Source organism: Xanthobacter sp. ZOL 2024, from assembly GCF_052932325.1.
Genome location: NZ_CM128808.1, coordinates 1,896,420 through 1,917,171, shown reverse-complemented (window position 1 = coordinate 1,917,171; position 20,752 = coordinate 1,896,420). Strand labels below are relative to the sequence as shown.

The 20,752-nt window shown below is 68.4% G+C and carries 18 protein-coding genes; 10 read left to right on the top strand and 8 right to left on the bottom strand.

Translation table 11 applies throughout. The features are described from left to right. Nucleotides 1-21 precede the first annotated feature (21 nt). The gene (locus ACU4E7_RS08920; RefSeq protein ID WP_447021299.1) at nt 22-2,259 is read left to right on the top strand and encodes a QueT transporter family protein; all 2,238 of its coding nucleotides are present in this window, start codon (nt 22-24) and stop codon (nt 2,257-2,259) included. Between the two features lie 18 nt (nt 2,260-2,277). Here the strand turns inward: ACU4E7_RS08920 and purN are convergent, their stop codons facing one another. From purN to ACU4E7_RS08905, 3 genes are all read right to left on the bottom strand, one after another. Further along, entirely contained in the window at nt 2,278-2,949 is a 672-nt protein-coding gene (purN, locus tag ACU4E7_RS08915; protein ID WP_238122099.1) for a phosphoribosylglycinamide formyltransferase, read from the bottom strand. Further along, nucleotides 2,946-4,019: a phosphoribosylformylglycinamidine cyclo-ligase gene (purM, locus tag ACU4E7_RS08910; protein ID WP_238122100.1), complete on the bottom strand. Its 1,074-nt coding sequence runs from the start codon at nt 4,017-4,019 to the stop codon at nt 2,946-2,948. The genes purN and purM overlap by 4 nt, the downstream gene beginning before the upstream one ends. A gap of 187 nt (nt 4,020-4,206) precedes the next feature. Beyond that, a complete protein-coding gene (locus ACU4E7_RS08905) occupies nt 4,207-5,097 on the bottom strand; it encodes a hydrogen peroxide-inducible genes activator (protein ID WP_238122101.1) in 891 nt (296 codons plus the stop codon). A gap of 121 nt (nt 5,098-5,218) precedes the next feature. On the opposite strand from ACU4E7_RS08905, the gene ACU4E7_RS08900 reads away from it, so the two are divergent. Then, complete coding sequence (locus tag ACU4E7_RS08900; RefSeq protein WP_238122102.1) at nt 5,219-6,682, top strand: catalase; 1,464 nt, start codon at nt 5,219-5,221, stop codon at nt 6,680-6,682. A gap of 65 nt (nt 6,683-6,747) precedes the next feature. Here the strand turns inward: ACU4E7_RS08900 and aqpZ are convergent, their stop codons facing one another. Then, entirely contained in the window at nt 6,748-7,437 is a 690-nt protein-coding gene (aqpZ, locus tag ACU4E7_RS08895; protein WP_238122103.1) for an aquaporin Z, read from the bottom strand. Between the two features lie 252 nt (nt 7,438-7,689). On the opposite strand from aqpZ, the gene ACU4E7_RS08890 reads away from it, so the two are divergent. Both ACU4E7_RS08890 and ACU4E7_RS08885 read left to right on the top strand, forming a co-directional pair. Continuing rightward, complete coding sequence (locus ACU4E7_RS08890; RefSeq protein ID WP_447021298.1) at nt 7,690-10,266, top strand: carbohydrate-binding family V/XII; 2,577 nt, start codon at nt 7,690-7,692, stop codon at nt 10,264-10,266. 166 nt (nt 10,267-10,432) lie between these two features. Then, nucleotides 10,433-10,999 (top strand): DinB family protein, encoded by a 567-nt coding sequence (locus tag ACU4E7_RS08885; RefSeq protein ID WP_447021297.1) that lies wholly within the window; start codon nt 10,433-10,435, stop codon nt 10,997-10,999. An 18-nt stretch (nt 11,000-11,017) separates the two neighbouring features. Here the strand turns inward: ACU4E7_RS08885 and ftsY are convergent, their stop codons facing one another. The 3 genes from ftsY to dapF all read right to left on the bottom strand — a co-directional run bounded on the left by ftsY (nt 11,018) and on the right by dapF (nt 14,836). Further along, complete coding sequence (gene ftsY / locus ACU4E7_RS08880) at nt 11,018-12,295, bottom strand: signal recognition particle-docking protein FtsY (RefSeq protein ID WP_447021296.1); 1,278 nt, start codon at nt 12,293-12,295, stop codon at nt 11,018-11,020. A gap of 412 nt (nt 12,296-12,707) precedes the next feature. Beyond that, a complete protein-coding gene (mtaB, locus tag ACU4E7_RS08875) occupies nt 12,708-13,979 on the bottom strand; it encodes a tRNA (N(6)-L-threonylcarbamoyladenosine(37)-C(2))-methylthiotransferase MtaB (RefSeq protein WP_447021295.1) in 1,272 nt (423 codons plus the stop codon). Next, complete coding sequence (dapF, locus tag ACU4E7_RS08870; protein WP_447021294.1) at nt 13,979-14,836, bottom strand: diaminopimelate epimerase; 858 nt, start codon at nt 14,834-14,836, stop codon at nt 13,979-13,981. The genes mtaB and dapF overlap by 1 nt, the downstream gene beginning before the upstream one ends. A 184-nt stretch (nt 14,837-15,020) precedes the next feature. On the opposite strand from dapF, the gene ACU4E7_RS08865 reads away from it, so the two are divergent. From ACU4E7_RS08865 to ACU4E7_RS08855, 3 genes are all read left to right on the top strand, one after another. After that, nucleotides 15,021-15,752 (top strand): GyrI-like domain-containing protein, encoded by a 732-nt coding sequence (locus ACU4E7_RS08865; protein ID WP_447021293.1) that lies wholly within the window; start codon nt 15,021-15,023, stop codon nt 15,750-15,752. A gap of 110 nt (nt 15,753-15,862) precedes the next feature. Next, nucleotides 15,863-16,396: an RNA 2',3'-cyclic phosphodiesterase gene (gene thpR / locus ACU4E7_RS08860; RefSeq protein ID WP_238122110.1), complete on the top strand. Its 534-nt coding sequence runs from the start codon at nt 15,863-15,865 to the stop codon at nt 16,394-16,396. A gap of 193 nt (nt 16,397-16,589) precedes the next feature. Beyond that, nucleotides 16,590-17,000, top strand: coding sequence for a YkvA family protein (locus ACU4E7_RS08855; RefSeq protein WP_238122111.1), 411 nt, complete (start codon nt 16,590-16,592; stop codon nt 16,998-17,000). Between the two features lie 58 nt (nt 17,001-17,058). Here ACU4E7_RS08855 and ACU4E7_RS08850 read toward each other — a convergent pair whose 3' ends face one another. Further along, nucleotides 17,059-18,036: an NADPH:quinone oxidoreductase family protein gene (locus ACU4E7_RS08850; RefSeq protein WP_447021292.1), complete on the bottom strand. Its 978-nt coding sequence runs from the start codon at nt 18,034-18,036 to the stop codon at nt 17,059-17,061. Nucleotides 18,037-18,401: 365 nt separating this feature from the next. On the opposite strand from ACU4E7_RS08850, the gene ACU4E7_RS08845 reads away from it, so the two are divergent. The 3 genes from ACU4E7_RS08845 (at nt 18,402) to ACU4E7_RS08835 (ending at nt 20,749) form a co-directional block, all read left to right on the top strand. Next, complete coding sequence (locus ACU4E7_RS08845) at nt 18,402-18,917, top strand: invasion associated locus B family protein (RefSeq protein WP_447021291.1); 516 nt, start codon at nt 18,402-18,404, stop codon at nt 18,915-18,917. A 189-nt stretch (nt 18,918-19,106) separates the two neighbouring features. Then, entirely contained in the window at nt 19,107-20,348 is a 1,242-nt protein-coding gene (gene rlmN, locus ACU4E7_RS08840) for a 23S rRNA (adenine(2503)-C(2))-methyltransferase RlmN (RefSeq protein ID WP_447021290.1), read from the top strand. Nucleotides 20,349-20,365: 17 nt separating this feature from the next. Next, nucleotides 20,366-20,749: a VOC family protein gene (locus ACU4E7_RS08835; RefSeq protein ID WP_238122114.1), complete on the top strand. Its 384-nt coding sequence runs from the start codon at nt 20,366-20,368 to the stop codon at nt 20,747-20,749. The last annotated feature ends 3 nt before the right edge of the window (nt 20,750-20,752 follow it).

Below are 20,752 nucleotides of genomic sequence, written 5' to 3'. Positions count from 1 at the left end.
CGCGCCGAAGACGACATTCCCGTGGAGCGCATCTCCGGCCATCACCCGATGATGATGCTGGGCGTGGCCCTGGTCACCATCATCATGCTGCTGGTGGCGCTGTGGGCGGTCACGACCCTGCGTTTCTCCTGTGAACTCTCCCGGGTGACGTCGGCATTCATCATCGCCACGGCGGTGGGCTGCTTTCTGGCGGCCTTGGGCGGCACCGTGGGCCTGAGGGGCACGGTCTTCGGCATCCCCATGCGCGCCGCAGGCGGCGCCGGCGCCTTCGTGCTGTGCATCATCATCGTGCTTGCGACCGTTCCCGGCACCTGCAACGCGGATCAGGCCGCTTTCGTCATTCGCAATTTCCGCCACGTTTCAGGATGGGGGATGGCCCAAGATAAATCCCCCCTGGTCTTCGCCCGCATTCCATCGCAGAAAAACTCGAAACTGATCTCGACAGACGACTCCACACTCCTTGGAAACTCCGAAGGAAACATTACCATTTTTCTTTCACGAATCGAAAATTTTCAACCATCTATCGAATTTTTCAGCATCATAAACGGAAAAAATATCAAGGCCTTGTGCACGTTGAATATTTTTTATCAATATAGTCCTCCAGCGCCGGAAAAGGATGTTTATCTCGTCAAGACCGAGGGGAACAATGGAAACGACCCGATCCATGCCCTCAACTTCGCCAGTGAGGTTGCCATCGACGCCATCCGCGACAGCAACGGTCTAAATCCGGACCGGACACGACAGGAAGTCTCGGCCACGTCGTGCCTGGAGGTGAGAGAGGCTCAGCCGACGCTAGTCCCTCAGTCTGTCCTGGCGCAGTCCACGATGCTCAGCGCGGCGTCATCCACAGAGACCGACACGATTCCGGTTCGCGTCACGAAGGACATCTGGGTGGTGCCGCTCGGGCCGGTGGAACAATTCAGGTCCATGGCCAGCAGTTGGAAGCGGTCACAAATCGCCGTCTATGTCCGGGGCTCGCCCGCGGCGGTGCCGCGTGGGGGCGCCACTCCCGGAGAAAGTGTGTCGCCAAGCGAGAAGTCCATGCAGATCAGCGATACGGAGGTTGTCCGCTCCTCCCTCCCGATGACGCCGGAGCCTGCGACGACGATCCCGACGAAGCGCACGACCGGCCACGCCACTCGCGCGTGTGATCAAATGGCGGCAAACGCAGCCGTCGATCGGATCATCGACCAACTCACCATCGAGAAGGATCAGCTCAAGACCGTCGTGGAACAATGGTCCTGCGCCCGCAATCGCATCGCCGACCGGCTCGCCGACCTTGCCGCCGAGCCCACGCTCTCGACAGAGGCGGTGGACACCCAGAGGCAGCTCCTGGATCTGGTGCGCGCCGTCACGTCCGAGGTGGATCTGTGCTGGTCCATCTCCATCGCCAATCGGGCCCAGCGGGCCGGACGCTGCGCGGCGCCCGCCCAGCCGGCCCGGCCCGGACGCATGCGCGACCTCTCAATCGCGCTGCCCTGGAGCGACAAGCTGCGCAAGGCAGTCATCGCCAGCCTCTCGGCCAACGACGCGACAGTGCGCACCAGCGCCCAGCTGGTGGTCGCAAACTACCCCGCGCGTGAGATCCAGCAGAGTATCGAGGACCAGTTGCGGACCAGTCGCGACACCCTCCAGAAAGCACAGCTGGCCGACGCTTATGCCCGCATGCTGTACAACGCCATCTACGAATATTTCTTCGCCGATGACCTGACCAATGCGGATGTGGCCGACATCAGGACGCGGCTCCAGCAGATCAGCGCCACCAGGGGCGCGCTCTCGGCGCCGGAGCAGACCGCTGCGGAAGCGTATGTTCATTATATCCGCGCGGTGGTGCTGCAGAAATGGCGACAGACCCGCGCCGACGCCGACAAGGACCTGATCGCCGAATCCTATGGCAAGCTGCTGGCCCTGACGGTGGACAGCGCCCGCCATTACCGCTTTCCCCACCACATCGCCGTGGCACTCGCTTTCGACAGGAATGAGCTCGAGAAGTTCAACCAGTTGGACGGCGCGCAGTTCAACGCTCTCAGCGGCGGCAGCGCGCTCACCCTGGCCAGCGACGGCAGGCTGAGCCTTTACCCGGTGCCGCCCCGCAACCCCGCCGAGCCCAAGGCCGACACGACCCCCCTCGGCCCGCCAACCCAGAACGACAGGTCCCCCACCGTCGCCTTCATGAAATATGGCGACTGGAGCCTGGTCTACCGCAACAATCGCTGGGGCTGGCTGAACACACCGCAGACCACCGCGTCGAACCATTGACGGCCGACGGCCCCGCCCTCACACCTTCGGGGCGATCAGCGGCTTGAGGCCGGGCTCCACGCCGGCGATGGCCACCCGTTCGTCGGCCACCGTGAGGCGGCCGGCGGCCAGCAGTTCGAGGCCCTTGGGGTAGATCAGGTGTTCCTGGGTCAGCACCCGGGCAGCCAGAACATCCGGCGTGTCGTCGGTCTCGATGGGCACCGCCGCCTGCAGGATGATGGGCCCCTCATCCATTTCCGCGCGCACGAAATGCACCGTGCAGCCATGGAAGCGCACGCCCAGCTCCAGCGCCCGCTCATGGGTGTGCAGGCCCTTGAAGGCGGGCAGGAGCGAGGGATGCACATTGATCATCCGGTCGCGCCAGCGCTCCACCAGCCAGGGGGTGAGCAGCCGCATGAAGCCGGCCAGGCAGACGATCTCGATGCCGTCGTCGCGCAGCACCGCGTCCAGCGCCTCGTCGAACGCCTGGCGATCGGCAAAGCCCTTGTGGCTCAGAACCTTGGTGGGAATGCCATGGGCCTTGGCGAAGTCCAGCCCGGCCGCATCGGCACGGTTGGAGAGCACCAGGGCGATCTCCGCCGGAAAGCCCGGCCGGGCGGCCGCCTCGACCAGCGCCGCCATGTTGGAGCCGCGCCCGGAAATAAGCACCGCCGCCCGCTTGCGGCCGGCGGCCGTCACGGTTGCGCTCATGCCGTGAACCCGAAATCGGCCGCGCCCTCATAGACCACATGGGCCGCGCCCGCGCCGGGCTCGATGACGCCCAGGCGAACCACCGTCTCGCCCGCCGCGGCGAAGGCGTCCGCCACCTTCTCCTCCAGCTCCGCCGGCACCACCACCGCCATGCCCACGCCGCAGTTGAAGGCGCGCAGCATCTCCTCCGGCGCCACCTGCCCGACGCTGGCGAGCCAGCGGAACACCGGCGGCACGATCAGATTGGTGAGGTCGATGCGGGCGATGGTGCCCTTGGGCAGCACCCGCGGCAGGTTCTCGGTGATGCCGCCGCCGGTGACATGGGCAAGCGCCTTCACCGCGCCGGTGGCCCGGATCACCGCCAGCGTGCTCTTCACATAGAGCCGGGTGGGGGTGAGGAGCGCCGCGCCCAGGCTCTGGGCCGGGGCAAACGGGGCCGGCGCCTCCCAGCCGAGACCGGACCGCTCGACGATGCGGCGCACCAGGGAATAGCCGTTGGAATGCACGCCGGCCGAGCCAAGGCCCAGAATGACGTCGCCGGGGGCCACATCGGGGCGCGGCAGCAGGTCACCGCGCTCCACCGCGCCCACCGAGAAGCCGGCGAGGTCATAGTCGCCATCGCCATACATGCCCGGCATCTCGGCGGTCTCGCCGCCCACCAGGGCGCAGCCGGCTTCCTTGCAGGCCCGGGCGATGCCGGCGACGATGTGGGCGCCCACATCCGGCGCCAGCCGGCCGGTGGCGAAATAATCGAGGAAGAACAGGGGCTCGGCCCCCTGCACCACCAGATCGTTCACGCACATGGCGACGAGGTCGATGCCGATGGTGTCGTGCACCCCGGTTTCGATGGCGATCTTGAGCTTGGTGCCCACACCGTCGGTGGTGGCCACCAGCAGCGGATCGTTGAAGCCGGCGGCCTTCAGATCGAACACGCCGCCGAACCCGCCGATATCGGCGTCGGCGCCGCGGCGGGCGGTGGCCTTCACCAGCGGCTTGATGAGATCGACGAGGCGATTGCCGGCGTCGATATCGACGCCCGCGTCGCGATAGGAAAGTCCGTCCTGAGCCATCGGGTCCTCGCGGCAGGGCGGCGCTTCGCCGAGCGATACGCTCCACGCCCCGACCTGGTTGGGCTTGTGGCGCGTGCCGCGCCTGTCCGCGCGGCTTAGCCGCGAACGCCTTCGCGCGCAAGGCGGGCGTGATGCAGGGCAGGCCCGCTCCCACCGGAAATCGGGCCGCGGATCAGCCGGACACCACTCACGGCTGGCTGGCGGTGATCGCCTGCGCCAACGCCTCCACATCCTCGGGAAACGGCAGGGTCCGGCGCCAGGCGAGGCCGATGGTGCGGAACGGCGCCGGCGGCGCGAACGGAATGAGCCGCACCCGCGGCAGGCTGATGCCTTCCGAGCGCACGAACATGTCCGGCAGCAGCGTCACGCCCTGGCCGTTGGCCACCAGCTGCGCCAGAGTGGAGAGGCTGGAAGCGCCGAACCGCCGCAGCCGCCGCGCATCCGCATGGCGGCACACGTTGAGCGCCTGATCGCGCAGGCAGTGGCCGTCCTCCAGCAGCAGCAGGCCGTCGGGATCCACCGCATCGGCGCGCACCACCGGGCCCGGGTAGCCCTCCGCCACCTCCGGCACCGCCAGCACGAACGGATCGTCGAACAGCGCCCGGGTCTCCAAGGCGGGGTGGACCAAGGGCAGGCTGAGGATCACCACGTCGAGATCCCCATGCACCAGCTCGCCGACCAGATGCTCGGTGAGGCTTTCGCTAAGCGCGATCTCCACCTTGGGGAAGCGCCGTGCCAGCTCGGGCAGGAGGCGGGGCAGCAAATAGGGCCCCACCGAGGCGATGACGCCGAGCCGCAGCCGCCCCTGCAAGAGCCGGCCATGATCGCGCAGCGACCGCTCGAAATCGCTCACTCCCGCCAGCAGCGCGCGGGCCCGCACCGCCGCATCCTCACCGATGGGGGTGAGGCGGACGCCGGCGGGCGTGCGCTCCACCAGCTTGACGCGCAGCATCTCCTCCATCTCGCGGATCTGCATGGACAGCGCCGGTTGGGTGACGCCACAATCCTCCGCCGCCCGGCCGAAATGGCCGAGCCGCGCCAGGGCCTCGAAATAGCGGATCTGTCGAAGGGTGAGCATGGTGATCAGATTATCTGATCAGGAACCCACCGCAATCTGATTTGTTCTTATTCCAGAGCTGAGCCATGGTGCGGGCAGATCCCAGCCCGTTGCCCCGCGGGCCCAGTGCGAGGAGAGACGCATGAGCCGACCCACCCTCACCACCACTGCCGGCGCCCCGGTTGCCGACAACCAGAACTCCATCACCGCCGGGGCCCGCGGCCCGGTGCTGATGCAGGATTACCAGCTGATCGAGAAGCTGGCCCACCAGAACCGCGAGCGCATCCCCGAGCGGGTGGTGCACGCCAAGGGCTGGGGTGCCCATGGCACCCTCACCATCACCGGCGACATCTCCAGATATACCAAGGCTAAGGCTCTGCAGCCCGGCGCCACCACCGAGATGATCGCCCGCTTCTCCACCGTTGCCGGCGAGATGGGCGCGGCAGATGCCGAGCGCGACGTGCGCGGTTTCGCGCTCAAATTCTACACGCCGGAAGGCAATTGGGACCTGGTGGGCAACAACACGCCGGTGTTCTTCATCCGCGACGGCTACAAGTTCCCGGACTTCATCCACACCCAGAAGCGCCACCCCAAGACCAACCTGCGCTCCCCCACCGCCATGTGGGACTTCTGGTCCCTCTCGCCCGAGAGCCTGCACCAGGTGACCATCCTGTTCTCGGACCGCGGCCTGCCGGTGGGCGTGCGCAACATGAACGGCTATGGCTCGCACACCTATTCGTTCATCAATGCCGACAATGAACGCTTCTGGGTGAAGTTCCACTTCAAGACCGTGCAGGGCCACAAGCACTGGACCAATGCGGAAGCCGCCGATGTGGTGGGCCAGAGCCGCGAATCCACCCAGGAAGACCTGTTCGGCGCCATCGCCCGCGGCGACTTCCCCAAGTGGAAGATGCAGGTGCAGGTGATGCCGGAGCTCGATGCCGACAAGACCCCCTACAACCCCTTCGACCTCACCAAGGTGTGGCCGCATGCGGACTATCCGGTGATCGACGTCGGCATCCTGGAACTGAACCGCAATCCGGAGAACTATTTCACCGAGATCGAGCAGGTGGCGTTCTCGCCGTCCAACATCGTGCCCGGCATCGGTTTCTCGCCGGACAAGATGCTGCAGGCCCGCATCTTCTCTTATGCGGATGCCCACCGCTACCGGCTCGGCACCCATTACGAGCACCTGCCGGTGAACGCGCCCAAATGCCCCGTCCATCACTATCACAAGGACGGCGCCATGCGCTTCTTCGGTCAGATGACCGGCAATACGGATGCCTATTACGAGCCCAACTCGTTCAATGGCGCCGCCGAGAACCCGGCGTTCCTGGAGCCGCCGCTGAAGATCTCCGGCGACGCCGAGCGCTACAGCCACCGGGTGGGCAATGACGATTTCTGCCAGCCCCGTGCCCTGTTCGAGCTGTTCGACGTGGACCAGCGCGCCCGCCTGTTCTCCAACCTCGCCGAGGCGATGGCCAGCGTGCCGGAGGAGATCGCCGAACGGCAGATGAAGCTGTTCGACCAGGTGCATCCGGAATACGGCGCCGGCGTGCGGGCCGCCCGCATCGCCCTCGCCGCCAAAGCCACCACTGCGGAGTGAGCAGGCCGTCAACGAAAAAAGGGGCTGCGCCCAGGGCGCAGCCCCCTTTTTCATCAGCGAAGACCTCAGTCTTCCAACACCTTCAGCTTGAACAACAAGCCGGCGAGGAAGGCGCCAACCATCGGCACCACGATGAACAGCCACAGCTGGCTCAAGGCCTTGCCACCCACGAACAGGGCCGGGCCGATAGAGCGGGCCGGGTTCACCGACACGCCGGTCACCGGAATGAAGACGATGTGAATCATCACCAGCGACAGGCCGATGGCGAGGCCGGCGGCCTGGGTGATGCCCGCCTTGGAGGTGGACCCGAGAATCACCACCAGGAACACGAAGGTGCCCACCAGTTCCGCGACGATGGCCGCTCCGATCCCATAGCTGCCGCCATAGCCTTCGCCCCAGCCGTTCTGCCCAAGGCCGGCAGTGGCGGCATCAAAGCCCGCCAGCTTGCCGGAAGCGATGATGTAGAGAATGCCGGCGCCGGCGATGCCGCCCAGCACCTGGGCGATCCAGTAGAGCGGCACCTCGGACGCAGGAATGCGCCCCGCCGCCCACACGCCCACGGTGACCGCCGGATTGATGTGGCAGCCCGACACATGGCCGATGCCGTAGGCCATGGACGTCACCGCCAGGCCGAAGGCGAAGGCGATGGCCAGCATGCCGATGGGCGCGCTGCCATAGCCGGTCAGCACCGCCGCGCCGCAGCCGAACAGCACCAGAACCGCAGTGCCGATGAATTCGGCGACATATTTGTTCATGTCATTCCCCATGTTGAACGTCATGCGGCATGGCCCCGCCCTGAAGCCCATATCGCGGGCACGACATAATCTGAAGTTGCACCCGCCTTCAAGATTGACCGAAGCTGATGGGCGAGCCTCGTGCGCGGTGACGACGATGTCCGCGCTCCGGGCCGAACTCCGGCACCCGTGGGACCCAGATTTGGCAGACGCCGTAACGCGAACATGGTAGGTCTGACGCGCCCCGCGATCCGGGGTGTAGGGGAAACATCCATGACGTGGTCACCCACCAGCGGCCGGCGCGCCGCGCGTGCCCGGAACCCTCGCCCCCTGTGGCCCGCCGTGGCCGCCGCCACCCTGATGGCGCTGGTCAGCGCGCCGCCTGCACATGCCCAGCAGGCACCGGCCCCGCAGGCGGCGACCAGCCCGGCCAATGCCCCGGCGCCCTGGCCGCGCACCTTCGAGACCTCCGACAGCGACCAGATCCAGGTCTACCAGCCTCAGGTCGACGACTGGAACGGGGACGTCATGTCCGGCCGCGCGGCGGTGGCCATCGGCGCCAAGGCCGGCACCCCCACCTATGGCATGGTGCGCTTCACCAGCCGGGTGGCGGTGGACAAGCCGGCCGGCATCGTCCACCTCGCCAGTCTCACCATCACGGGCGTGGAAGTGCCCACCGCGCCCGACAAGGCGGGGCTTATCCGCAGCACCCTGCAGGCCCACCTGCCCGCCGAGGGCATGACCATTCCCCTGGACCAGCTCCAGGCGAGCTATGCGGTGAACAAGGAGCTGGCCCAGCTCAAGACCCAGCCGGTGGACAACACCCCGCCGCAGATCCTGTTCGCCTCCACCACCACCATCCAGGTGCCCATCGCCGGGCAACCGGTGCTGAAGCCCATCACCGGCGTCAGCGCTTTCAAGCGGGTCATCAATACCCGCCCGCTGCTGCTGCTGGACGAGGCCAGCACCTATCACCTGCAGGCCGCCGGTACCTGGTATGAAACCACGTCCCTCACCGGCACCTGGATCGTCACCCCCAAGGTGTCCGATGCGCTGATCGCCGCCGGCAAGGCCGCCAGCGACGAGCTCGCCGCCGACCCGCTGCTCAGCTCCGACGGCAAGGCCATCACCCCGCCGCCGGCGATCCTGGTGACCACCGTCCCCACCGAGCTGATCCAGACCGACGGCCAGCCGCAGATGCTGCCGGTGGTGGGCACCAACCTGCTCACCATGAACAATGCCGACCACGCGGTGTTCATGGAGACCACCAGCAACACCTATTACGTCCTCATCTCCGGCCGCTGGTTCAAGGCCGGCGACCTCAAGGGGCCGTGGAGCTTCGTGGCGGCCAATGCGCTGCCGAAGGACTTCGCCAAGATCAATCCCAATGATCCCAAGGCCAATGTGCTGGTTTCGGTGGCCGGCACGCCGCAGGCCAAGGAGGCGGCCATCGCCGCCACCATCCCGCAGACCGCCAGCGTCAAGCGCGACGTGACCCTGAACGTGGTCTATGAGGGCACGCCGCGGTTCGAGGCGATCGCCGGCACCCCCCTCGCCTATGCGGTCAACACCCCGGTGCCGGTGATCCAGCTCGATACCCGCCGCTATTACGCGGTCAACAACGGCATCTGGTTCGTGGCCGAGGCGCCGCTGGGGCCCTGGCACGTGGCCGATGTGGTGCCGGATGTCATCTACACCATCCCGGTCTCGTCCCCGGTGCACTACGTGACCTACGTGCGCATCTATGGCTCCACGCCGGATGCGGTCGTCGTCGGCTACACCCCCGGTTACATGGGCGTCGTGGTGGCTCCCGGCGGCACCGTGGTCTACGGCACCGGCTATTCCTGCCCGGGCTATGTCGGCACCTATTGGATCTCCTGCCCGGTCACCTACGGCCTCGGCGCCGGCTTTGCCCTGGGCGTCGCCGACGGGTTCGCCTTCGGCTTTGCCGCCGGCTGGCCCTGGAGCGTGGCGGTGGGGCCCTATTGGGGTCCGTACTGGCATCCCTGGGGTCCCGGACCGTGGGGCCCCGGTCCCTGGGGACCGCATCCGTGGGGGCCCGGCCCCTGGGGCGGCCACTGGGGCTATACCAACGTCAACCAGACCAACATCTATGGCCGCTGGGGCGGCGCCGCCACGGTGAACCACGCCTGGGGCACCACCTGGAACGGCACCGGCTGGTCCGGTCGCGACTGGCGCGGCACCACCGCCAACGGCACCGCCTTCACCGGCCGCTCGGCGGCGGCGTTCAACCCCTATTCGGGCAATTGGGCCGCCGGGCGCGAGGGCGCCCACGCCAATCCCTACACCGGCGACCGGGGCGCCTCGCGGGCCGGAGCGGCGGGTAATGTCTATACCGGCAATGCGGCGGCCGGGCGTGAATCCGCCAGCATCGATCCCGCCCGCGGCACGGCCCACGCCAGCCAGACGGCGGTGACCGACAACCATGGCCATGTGAATGTGGACAGCCGCGGCGCCGCCGTGGACACCCACACCAACACCGCCGCCGCCTGGCACAACGGCAATGTCATGGTGGACCACGACGGCAACGTCTACCGCCACAACGACAATGGCTGGAGCCGCAACACCACCAGCGGCTGGCAGAATGTGGACCGCAACACCGACACCCAGCGGCTCGACGACGAGCAGCAGGCCCGCTCCTGGAGCCAGCAGCGGGTGGACAATTTCGGAGGCGGTGATCGCTTCGCCGGCGATAATTTCGGCGGCGACCGGTTCGGCAGCGGCGGCTTCGACCGCGGCTTCGGCGGTTTCGGCGGCGGCTTCCGCGGCGGTGGCTTCGGAGGCGGCGGTTTCGGCGGGGGCTTCCGGGGCGGCGGCTTCCGGCGCTAAGCCTCAAGAAAAACAGGCCGGCGGATGCCTTCCGCCGGCCTTTTCATGTCCGCAGGGTCGAACCCAGCCAGAAAGACGGCGGAGACCGGCGCGGCGCCGTGCCGTAGACTGGGCCCAAAGCCCCACGCCCCCAAACCCCGAGCCCCATTGCCGAAGAGGAAACGCCATGTCCGCGTCGCCCATCGCTCCATTGCCCGATGATCCGGCCACGGGCGTCGCCATGCGGGCGATCGCCACCTACCAGCAGCTCGCCGCCTACAATGCCTGGGCCAATGCCCGCCTTTATGATGCGGCCGCGGCGCTAGGGCCGGAGCTGTGCGCCAGGCCCATGGGGGCGTTCTTCGGCTCGGTGATCGCCACCTTGAACCACCTGGTGGTGACCGATCGCATCTGGCTGTCCCGGCTGGAGGCCAGCGGCGCGCCGCAGCCGGCCCTCGACACAATGCTGGAAACCGACCTTGCCGCCCTGCGGGCGCTGCGCGCGACAGAGGACGCGCGCCTTCTGGCCTTCACCCGCCACCTCGATGTCGCGCGGCTGGCGGCCCCGGTGGTCTATGCCAACAGTTCCGGCCGCAGCTTCTCACAAAGCTGCGCCAGCGCCCTCGACCATCTGTTCAACCACGAGACCCATCATCGCGGCCAGGTCCACACTTTGCTCACCCAGCTGGGCGGACGGGCGGCAGCCCCCTCCCTCGATCTCGTCGCCTTCCAGCGCGAGCAGGGCCTCGCCTGAAACGATCGCGGGCCGGCCTCAATCCAGGCCGGCGATGGCGCGGGCGAAGTCGCGGGCGGTGAAGGGCTGGAGATCCTCCGCCGCCTCGCCGACGCCGATCAGATGCACCGGCAGCTGATGCTTGGCGGCGATGGCCACCAGAATGCCGCCGCGGGCGGTGCCGTCGAGCTTGGTCATGACCAGGCCGGTGACGCCGGCGATGCGGCGGAACGCCTCCACCTGAGAGAGCGCGTTCTGGCCCACGGTGGCATCCAGCACCAGCAGCACCGCATGGGGGGCCGAGGGCTCCAGCTTCTTCACCACGCGAACGATCTTCTCCAGCTCGGCCATCAGCTCGGTGCGGTTCTGCAGCCGGCCGGCGGTGTCGATGAGCAGGATGTCCGCCCCTTCCGCCCGCGCCTCGGTGAGCGCCTCGTGGGCGACGCCGGCGGCATCCGCCCCCGGCTCGCGGGCGATGACCTTGGTGCCGGTGCGGGCGCCCCAGACCTTGAGCTGGTCGATGGCGGCGGCGCGGAACGTGTCGCCCGCCGCCAGCATCACCTTCTTGCCCTCGTGCCGCCATTGGGCGGCGAGCTTGCCGATGGTGGTGGTCTTGCCGGAGCCGTTCACCCCCACCATCAGCACCACGAACGGGCGGTGTTTGTGGTCGATCACCAGGGGCTTGGCCACCGGCGTCAGGATCGCCTCCACCTCGTCGGCGATCAGGCCCTTGACCTCCTCAGGCGAGATCATCTTGTCGTGGCGGCCCTTGCCCACCGCCTCGACGATCCGCGTGGCCGTCTCCACCCCGAGATCGGCGCGGATCAGCACATCTTCCAGCTCTTCCAGGGTGTCGTCATCCAGCTTGCGCTTGGAAACGAGGTCGGTGATGCCCTGGCCGAGATTGGAAGCGGTGCGCGCCAGGCCCGACGCCAGCCGCGCCCAGAAGCCCTTCTTCGCCGGAGTGGCCGGAACCAGCGCGCTAGCCTCGTCCCCGGCACCGCCCTCCGCCACCAGCTCGGGTTCTTCCGCAGCTGCGACGGGAGCGGGCGCCTGGGGCTCGGCCGTCTCGGAAATGGGGATCTCCGGCTCAGTGGGCGCAGCCTCCTCCGGCAACACCGGCGCCGTCGCCTCCGGAGCGCTGGCCACCGCTTCGGGCTCGGGCGGAACAGGTTCCGGGAGCACGGCCGACACCGCCATTTCCGCGGGGCCTTCGAGGGGGGCTTCAATGGGAGCCTCACCTTCAGATACCACCGCAACGGAGGTGATCGTCTCCGCAACCACCTCGACCGGGGCCTGAGCGGGGACTTCCGCCACGGGAAGAGGCTCCGGCGCCGCGGCGACCGGCTCCGCCGGAAGAGCAGGAACGTCTGCGCTAGGAGCGTCTTCACTCGAAGCGTCCTCACGCACCACCTCTTGGCCAGCCGTCTCTTGGCTCGCCGTCTCTTGGCTCGCCGTCTCCTGGTGCGCGGCCGCCTCAGGCGGCGTGTCCGGAGACACGGCGTCCAAAGACGCACCGTCCTGAGTTTCGATGTGCGCCTCCGATGCCGGCTCGGTCGGCGCCGGCTCCGCGGCCGGAGCGGCTTCGGTCTCGGAACCGCCCGTCAGCCAGCCCCAGAAGCCCCGCTTCTTCTTGGCAGGGATCTCCTTGGCAGGAGCGTCGTTTGTAGCAGCATCCTTGGCGGCATCATCCCGGGGATCGTCTTGGCTCATGGCTTTCCTTGAAAGGTCAGGCCGCGATCAGGCGGGTGCCGTCGTGGCCGGCGATGCGCAGCTCCGCCACCGTGCCGCGCGTGAGCGGCCGGGCGAGGCGCACCGGGGTGAAATATTGGGTGTGTCCGCGCCCGCCGGCCTCCACCAGCACCGCGCGCCGCCGGCCCACCTCGCCGGCGAGGTGGCGCTGCAGCAGCCGGGCGCCGAGGGCGCGCAGCCGCGCCGCCCGCGCGCTCACCACCGCGCCATCGAGCTGCGGCATGCGGGCGGCGGCGGTGCCGGGGCGGGCGGAAAAGGGAAAGACATGGAGAAAGGCGAGCCCCGCCTCGTCCAGGAACGCGGCGGTATTCCGCGCCTGCGCCTCGGTCTCGGTGGGAAAGCCGGCGATCACGTCCGCCCCCAGCACCACATCCGGCCGCAGCCGGCGCACGGTGGCGATGAAGGCCAGGGCCTCGGCCCGGCTGTGCCGGCGCTTCATGCGCTTCAAGATGAGATCGTCCCCCGCCTGCAAGGAAAGATGCAGATGGGGCATCAGCCGCTCTTCGTCCGCCAGCGCCGCCAAAAGCTCGCTGTCCGCCTCCACCGCGTCGATGGAGGACAGGCGCAGCCGCTCCAGCTCCGGCACCTGCCGCAGCACCGTGCGCACCAGCCGGCCGAGGGTGGGCGCGCCCGGCAGGTCGCCGCCATAGGAGGTGAGATCCACCCCGGTCAGCACCACCTCGCGATGGCCCGCCTCCACCTGCCGGCGCACCTCGTCCACCACCGCGCCCATGGCGACCGAGCGCGAGGGCCCGCGCCCGAAGGGAATGATGCAGAAGGTGCAGCGATGATCGCAGCCGTTCTGCACCTCCACGAAGGCGCGGGTGCGCCCCTCGAACGCCGCGGTCAGATGGGGCGTCTCACGCGCCACCGTCGCGCGGTCCTGAAGGCGGGGCGGCGCTTCATCGGCGAGGCCGAAGTCGAGGCGCGCCCGCGCGCCGGCCCAGGCGGCGGCCCCGGTCTTGTCGCGGTTGGGCACCAGAAGGTCCACCTCGGCCATGCCGGAGAAGGTCTCCGGCTCGGTCTCGGCGGCGCATCCGGTCACCACCACCCGCAGGTCGGGATCGGCCCTCTTGGCGCGGCGGATGGCCTGGCGCGCCTGGCGTACCGCCTCGGCGGTGACGGCACAGGTGTTCACTACCAACGTGTGCTCCAGCCCGGCCGCGGTCGCGAGCGTGCGCAGGCGATCACTCTCCAGGGCATTGAGGCGGCAGCCGAAGGTGGCGACCGCCAAAGGCGCGCCCGCCATCAGGCCGCCTCGCCCAGCATGGCGGGGGTGATCTCGCCCCGGAATTCATGGGCCACCGGCCCGGTCATCAGCACGTGGTCGTCGCTGGTGCGCCAGTCGAGGGCGAGCTCACCCCCCGGCAGGGTCACGCTGACGGTGCGGCCGGCACGTCCCGTGCGGGCGGCGGCCACCGCGGTGGCGCAGCCGGCGCTGCCGCAGGCGCGGGTGCGGCCGGCGCCACGCTCCCACACATGGAGAAGGAAGGCATTTTCCCCCTTGGGGCTGGCAAACGAGATGTTGGCCCGCTCGGGAAACAAGGGATGGTGCTCCAGCGCCCGGCCGAGCCCCACCACATCCATGGCGTCCGCATCGGCCACGAAGAAGATGACGTGGGGATTGCCCATGGAGACGAGGCTGGCCGGCCCCAGCGCCTCATAGCCCGGGATCAGCACCGCGCGGGTGTCGCCCACGTCATGGGCCAGGGGAATGTCGCGCCAGTCGAACCGGGGCGCGCCCATATCCACCGTCACCCGGCCATCGGGCAGCATCTGGCAATCCAGCAGCCCCGCCGGGCTTTCAAACAGGAGATGCGAAAGGCCGGTCTGCTCCGCCTCCAGCGCGGCGATGCAGCGGGTGCCGTTGCCGCAGGCGGCGGATTCCGAGCCATCGTTGTTGAGGATGCGCACGAACGCGCGGGTGCCCTCCCGCCGGGGCGGATAGAGCACCATGGCCTGGTCGAACGGCAGCACCCCCGGCCGCGCCAGCGCCCGCGCCGCGTCGGGGCTCACCTCCACCGGATCGGCACGCAGGTCGAGCACCAGGATCTCGTTGCCGAGACCATTCATCTTCACGAAGGGGCGATGGGCGAGCGGTTGCATGGGCGCCAAGGAACGGGGAACGAAGGAGACCGCTCCTATATGGCCTCGAATGAACGCCGGCGCCACCCCGGCGCGCAGGGCACCGGGTGACGGCCGCAACTCGGCCGCAGTCCCGCCTCCAAGATGCCGAAGCGCATGGTAGAGATGGCGCGCTGCCGCGCCGTTGCGCCGGCACGGAGGACGGATGATGTCGGCACGCGCGGCGCAGGGCGCCCCTGGCAAGATGGTAGCGTTTTCCCACAATGAGCCGCCGGCCGGCCGCCGGACCGCGCGCGGAGCGGCCCCGCTGCTGGCGCTGGGCCTGCTCTTGACCCCGCTCGCCCCCGCTCTGGCCCAGCCCGCCCCTGCGGCCACCCAGCAGAATACGGTCCAGAAGGACGACAGCCTGACGCCGCCGCCGGTTGTGGACCCCAAGCCCGTGGAGACCCAACCCGTCGCCCCCGCCGCCGCGCGCTTTGTGCCGGAGGAACTGACCCTGACGCCGATGCCGGTCATCACCCTTGCCGGCACCGCCACCTGGGACGAGGGCTACGACAAGCTGGTCGCGGCCCTGAAGACCCTGGACAAGGAGCTGACCCGGCTGGGCCTCACCCGCGCCGGCGACGCCTTCGTGGTCTATACCTCCAGCGACGATCTCGGCTTCGAGTTCGAGGCGCAGCTGCCCTTCTCCGGCACCACCACCCAGAAGGCCAGCGGCACCATGAAGCTCGGCGGCTCCTATGCGGGCAAGGCGCTGAAGTTCAGCCATTCCGGCTCCTTCGCCGACATGGACAACACCTACGAGCAGATCGCCAACTACCTCGACGAGAAGAACATCAACGCCGACGGCCTCTATATCGAGCAGTACCGCACCGATATGACCACCACCGCGCCCGACGCGCTGAAGATCGACATTCTCGTGCCCGACCCCAGATAAGGCAGGGACCCGCCCGCGGCCGTGGAACACCGTCCACGGCCGGCTTTCCTCCGCGCCGCGAATCTCCTTTGATGGGCGCAGGATCGAATCGAACGCCTGCGGAGGCTTCCATGCCGCGCCTGTTCACCGCCATCGAGATCCCACCGGATGTGGGTCTCGGCCTGTCGTTCCTGCGGGGCGGCATCGCGGGGGCCCGCTGGATCGATCCCGAAAACTACCATGTGACGCTGCGCTTCATGGGCGACGTGGACGACGCCATGGGCCGCGACATCATGGAGATGCTCGGCGCCGTGCGCCGGCCGTCGTTCGATCTCACCCTCGATGGTCTCGACCAGTTCGGCGGCCGCAAGCCCCGGGCGGTGTTCGCGGCGGTGAGGACCAATGCGGCCCTGATGGAGCTGCAGGCCGAGCAGGAACGGCTGATGCAGCGCCTGGGCCTCTCCGCCGAGGGCCGCAACTACAAGCCCCATGTCACCCTGGCGCGGCTGCGCGACGCTTCCACCCGTCAGGTTGCCGATTACCTCGCGACCCGCGGCCCCTATCGCAGCCCCAGTTTCAAGGTGCCCCGCTTCGTGCTGTTCTCGTCGCGGGATTCCGTCGGTGGCGGGCCGTATCTGGTGGAAGCCGCCTATCCGCTCGGCTGATGTCAGCCGCCCGGCGGTATTTTAGAATCCCTATTAATTGAGCCGCATCGGACGGCTTTTTCTTGCAGCGCGGGATGGAATTCATTTTCCTGACACGTCAGGCGTGTCTGCTGACTGCAGGCGGCCCCCGAACGCAACAGATTTCGGTGCGCGAGATCTTGTGTGCCCGGGCCTCTCGACCATGTGAAGAGCCATGACCACGTCCAATCCCGCATCCTTTTCCGCCCTGGAGTGGCTGGGCCGGGACACCGGCGATGAAACGACGGCCCAGCGCAACGCCGCGCGGGACGAAGTTCGTGTGCGCCGGGGCTTCTGGTCGAAGCTGAAGCGCTCGGCCACCTATGTGCCGTTCGCCGAAGAGGCCACGGCCGCCTATTTCGCCGCCTTCGACCGTGCGACACCGCTGAAGGTGCGCGCCACGTTGCTGGCGGCGCTGGCCTATTTCGTGCTGCCGGTGGATGCGGTGCCGGACGTGTTCCCGGTGATCGGCTTCACCGACGACGCGGCGGTGCTGATGACCGCCCTGCGCCTGATCTCCGGACACATCACCCCGCAGCACCACAGCGCCGCCCACGACGCGCTGGAAGACCTGCGCCGCGGCTGAGGACCGCCGCCGGAGGCCCCGCCGACCGGCGGGTCAGCGCGCCCGCCCAACCGCGTCCTCACCCGGTGGTGAGGACCACCTTGCCCTTCACCCTGCGGCCCGCGATGAGGCCGATAGCCTTGGCGCAGTCGTCGAGGGAGAAGGTGGCATCCACATGGGCGGAGATGGCGCCCGCATGGGCGTAACCCACCAGCGTCTCCACCGCCGCCTTGAGCCAGAGCGGATCGCTCTTGGCCTGCGCGCCGAAGGCCACGCCCCGCGCATCGCAGTTTTTCAGCAGCAGCAGGTTGAGGGGGATCTTGGGAATCTCGCCGGCGGCGAAGCCCACCACCATGAAGCGGCCGTACCAGCCGAGCGCCCGCAGCGCCTGCTCCGCCAGTTCGCCCCCCACCGGATCGAACACCATGTCCAGCCCGCCCGGCCCGGCGAACGCCTTGAGACCGGCCTTGAGATCGGAGGCGGTATAGTCGAGCCCCGCCTCGGCCCCATGGGCACGGGCGAACGCCACCTTCTCCGCCGACGAGGCGCAGCCGATCACCCGGGCACCGAGGGCGCGCCCCACTTCCACGGCCGCCAGGCCGACGCCACCAGCCGCCCCCAGAACCGCCAGGGTCTCCCCCGCCTTCAGATTGCCGCGATCGCGCAGAGCATAGAGGGCGGTGCCATAGGTGACGATCAGGCCCGCGGCCTTGACCAGATCCAGGTCGTCGGGCACCCGGGCGAGATGGGAGGCCGGCACCGCCACCTTCTCCCGCGCCGCGCCGTAGCTCATGTAGCCGCACACCCGCTCGCCCACCGCGACACCGGTGACCCCTTCGCCCAGCGCCGCCACGGTGCCGGCGAACTCGCCGCCGGGGGAAAACGGCAGCGAGGGTTTGACCTGATAGAGATCACGGATGATCAGCGTATCGAAGAAATTGAGGCCGATGGCCGCCACGTCCACCACCACCTCGCCGGGGCCCGGCGTGGGATCGGGCAGGCCGACGATTTCCAGGGCTTCCGGCGGCCCATGGCGCACGCACAACACCGCTTTCATGGATCACACCTCCCGTTTCCGCCATTTCCCCACGGCCGGTTACCATTCCTTAACCGTCGCGGCAGTTTGAATGCACCATCGGCCGGTCGCCGCAGCGCCCGGGCCGTAGCGGCAAAGCTTTGTACAAGCCAGAACTTTCGGCCTCGCGCCACCTGTTTGTCGCACCCGTGCAGAGCCTGCAGATCGCCGATGTTTGAGGGGTTCACGCATTGAGGTGAGCGGAGCCGTTGGTTTAAGAAAACGCAAGGCGCGCCCGCCATCTTTTTTCGACTGCCTCGATCGCACCCTGCGGCACATAGGCTCAACCCCTCAGTTTCGCGGCTCGAAGGTCTATGACTGGAGATCCGCAACGAAAAGGAGAAGCCATGGCACCTCGTCGTGTCCGTCCGACGCTCCTGGGCGTTTTCCTCGCCACCCTGGCCGCCGCGCCCGCGCTGGCTCAGGGTCAATCCAAGCCGGTTGCCCAGTTCGGGGACTGGAGCGTCTATGCCTCCACCGGCAACCCGAAGGTGTGCTACGCCATCTCCCAGCCCAAGAGCCGCCTGCCCGCGGGCCTCAACCGTGACCCCGCCTATTTCTTCATTTCCACCCGCCCCGGTGAGAATGTGAAGAACGAGGTGTCCATCACCGCCGGCTTCCCCCTGCAGGACGGCAAGGATGCCACGCTCACCGTGGGCAGCCTCAGCCTGCAGCTCTACACCAAGGGCGAAGGGGCCTGGGTCCGCAATGTGGCGGACGAGGCCAAGCTGGTGGACGCCATGCGCAAGGGTCGAGACCTGTCGGTGGCCCTCACCTCCGGCCGCGGCAACGTCACCACCGACAAATATTCCCTCTCCGGCATCTCCCAGGCCCTCGACCGGGTCGCCCAGGAATGCCGCTGACGGACGAGGACTGCCGCGGAACACCGCGCCCCCGCCGCTGGATGACCGCCAGCGGCGGGGTGCCGCCCGCGATGATGTTCAGGCGCCCGCCCTGCCGGCGCCCCAATCCGCTGCTTCAAGGCCCCGCATCCCCATCACCGCGCCGAACGCCTGTGGAAAGCCGGCGCGGGAAGGCTTATGTGTGACGCCATGACCAGCGCTCTCGACCCCGCCCCCGTTTCCGACCTCGCCGCCGGCCGACCCGCCGATGCGCCGGCGCATGCCCTGCCGTCTCTGGTGGGGCTCGACCGGGCCCGGCTCGGCGCCGCCCTGGCCACCATCGGCGTCGAGGGGCGCGAGCAGCGCATGCGGGTGAACCAGCTCTGGCACTGGATCTATCTGCGCGGCGCCACCGATTTTGCGGAGATGACCAACGTCTCCAAGCACCTGCGCGCCCGGCTGGCCGATCATTACACGCTGGCGCGTCCGGAGATCGTGATGGAGCAGGTGTCGCAGGACGGCACCCGCAAGTGGCTGCTGCGCTTTCCCGCCGACAATCCCGGCGAGAAGCCCCACGATATCGAAACCGTCTACATCCCCGAGAGCGACCGCGGCACCCTGTGCGTGTCCAGCCAGGTGGGCTGCACCCTCAATTGCGCCTTCTGCCACACCGGCACCCAGCGCCTGGTGCGCAACCTCACCGCCGCCGAGATCGTCGGCCAGGTGATGGTGGCCCGCGACCGCTTGGGCGATTATCCCGGCCGCGAGCGGGCGGTGGGCCCGGGGCTGCCCACCGAGGGCGACCGGCTGGTCACCAACATCGTTTTCATGGGCATGGGCGAGCCGCTCTATGCCTATGACAGCGTCAAGGAAGCCATCGAGATCCTGTCCGATGGCGATGGCCTCGGCCTCGGCAAGCGCCGCATCACCGTCTCGACCTCCGGCGTGGTGCCGGAGATCGAGCGCCTGGGCGCCGAGGTGGGGCCGATGCTGGCCATCTCCCTGCACGCGGTCAAAGACGACCTGCGCGACGTGCTGGTGCCCATCAACAAGAAGTACCCCATTAAGGAGCTGATGGAGGCCTGCCGCACCTATCCGGCCGCTTCCAACGCCAAGCGCATCACCTTTGAATATGTGATGCTGAAGGGGGTCAACGACAGCCCCGCCGATGCCCGGGCGCTGGTGAAGCTCCTGGAAGGGGTGCCGGCCAAGATCAATTTGATCCCGTTCAACCCCTGGCCGGGCACCCAATATGAGTGCTCCGACTGGGAGACCATCGAGCGCTTCTCGGACATCGTGTTCAAGGCCGGCTATGCGAGTCCGGTGCGCACCCCGCGCGGGCGCGACATCCTGGCGGCCTGCGGGCAATTGAAGAGTGAGAGCGAGAAGCTCTCCGCCCGCGAGCGCCTCGCCTATCGCGCCATGGCCGCCGCGGCGGAAGCGGCGGAGTAACCGCAGGGAGCATCCCCATGCTCGACCATATGGGCCTTCACGTCAGCGATTTCGCGCGCGCCCGCGCCTTCTATGCGGCGGCCCTCGCGCCGCTCGGCTACGGCGTCGTCATGGAGGTGAGCGCGGCGGAAACCGGAGGCGCCGCCCATGTGGGCTTCGGCGCCGGCAAGCCGGAATTCTGGCTCGGCAGCGGGCCCACGCCCAGTGGCCCCGTCCATGTGGCCTTCACCGCCCCGGACCGGGCGGCGGTGGATGCCTTCTATGCCGCCGCCCTGGCCGCCGGCGGGCGCGACAATGGCGCGCCGGGCCTGCGGCCCCATTACCATCCCAATTATTACGCGGCCTTCGTGCTGGATGCCGACGGCACCAATGTGGAAGCCGTCTGCCACCAGCCGGCCTGAGGG

What these genes read in the sequence shown, in the direction of transcription:
- mtaB (WP_447021295.1), bottom strand. Translation starts at nt 13,979, where the DNA reads ATGGCGGGCGCGCCTTTGGCGGTCGCCACCTTCGGCTGCCGCCTCAAT.
- ACU4E7_RS08835 (WP_238122114.1), top strand. Translation starts at nt 20,366, where the DNA reads ATGCTCGACCATATGGGCCTTCACGTCAGCGATTTCGCGCGCGCCCGC.
- ACU4E7_RS08905 (WP_238122101.1), bottom strand. Translation starts at nt 5,097, where the DNA reads ATGCTCACCCTTCGACAGATCCGCTATTTCGAGGCCCTGGCGCGGCTC.
- purM (WP_238122100.1), bottom strand. Translation starts at nt 4,019, where the DNA reads ATGGCTCAGGACGGACTTTCCTATCGCGACGCGGGCGTCGATATCGAC.
- ACU4E7_RS08900 (WP_238122102.1), top strand. Translation starts at nt 5,219, where the DNA reads ATGAGCCGACCCACCCTCACCACCACTGCCGGCGCCCCGGTTGCCGAC.
- aqpZ (WP_238122103.1), bottom strand. Translation starts at nt 7,437, where the DNA reads ATGAACAAATATGTCGCCGAATTCATCGGCACTGCGGTTCTGGTGCTG.
- ACU4E7_RS08885 (WP_447021297.1), top strand. Translation starts at nt 10,433, where the DNA reads ATGTCCGCGTCGCCCATCGCTCCATTGCCCGATGATCCGGCCACGGGC.
- ACU4E7_RS08845 (WP_447021291.1), top strand. Translation starts at nt 18,402, where the DNA reads ATGGCACCTCGTCGTGTCCGTCCGACGCTCCTGGGCGTTTTCCTCGCC.
- rlmN (WP_447021290.1), top strand. Translation starts at nt 19,107, where the DNA reads ATGACCAGCGCTCTCGACCCCGCCCCCGTTTCCGACCTCGCCGCCGGC.
- ACU4E7_RS08890 (WP_447021298.1), top strand. Translation starts at nt 7,690, where the DNA reads ATGACGTGGTCACCCACCAGCGGCCGGCGCGCCGCGCGTGCCCGGAAC.
- ACU4E7_RS08850 (WP_447021292.1), bottom strand. Translation starts at nt 18,036, where the DNA reads ATGAAAGCGGTGTTGTGCGTGCGCCATGGGCCGCCGGAAGCCCTGGAA.
- purN (WP_238122099.1), bottom strand. Translation starts at nt 2,949, where the DNA reads ATGAGCGCAACCGTGACGGCCGCCGGCCGCAAGCGGGCGGCGGTGCTT.
- ACU4E7_RS08865 (WP_447021293.1), top strand. Translation starts at nt 15,021, where the DNA reads ATGATGTCGGCACGCGCGGCGCAGGGCGCCCCTGGCAAGATGGTAGCG.
- dapF (WP_447021294.1), bottom strand. Translation starts at nt 14,836, where the DNA reads ATGCAACCGCTCGCCCATCGCCCCTTCGTGAAGATGAATGGTCTCGGC.
- thpR (WP_238122110.1), top strand. Translation starts at nt 15,863, where the DNA reads ATGCCGCGCCTGTTCACCGCCATCGAGATCCCACCGGATGTGGGTCTC.
- ACU4E7_RS08855 (WP_238122111.1), top strand. Translation starts at nt 16,590, where the DNA reads ATGACCACGTCCAATCCCGCATCCTTTTCCGCCCTGGAGTGGCTGGGC.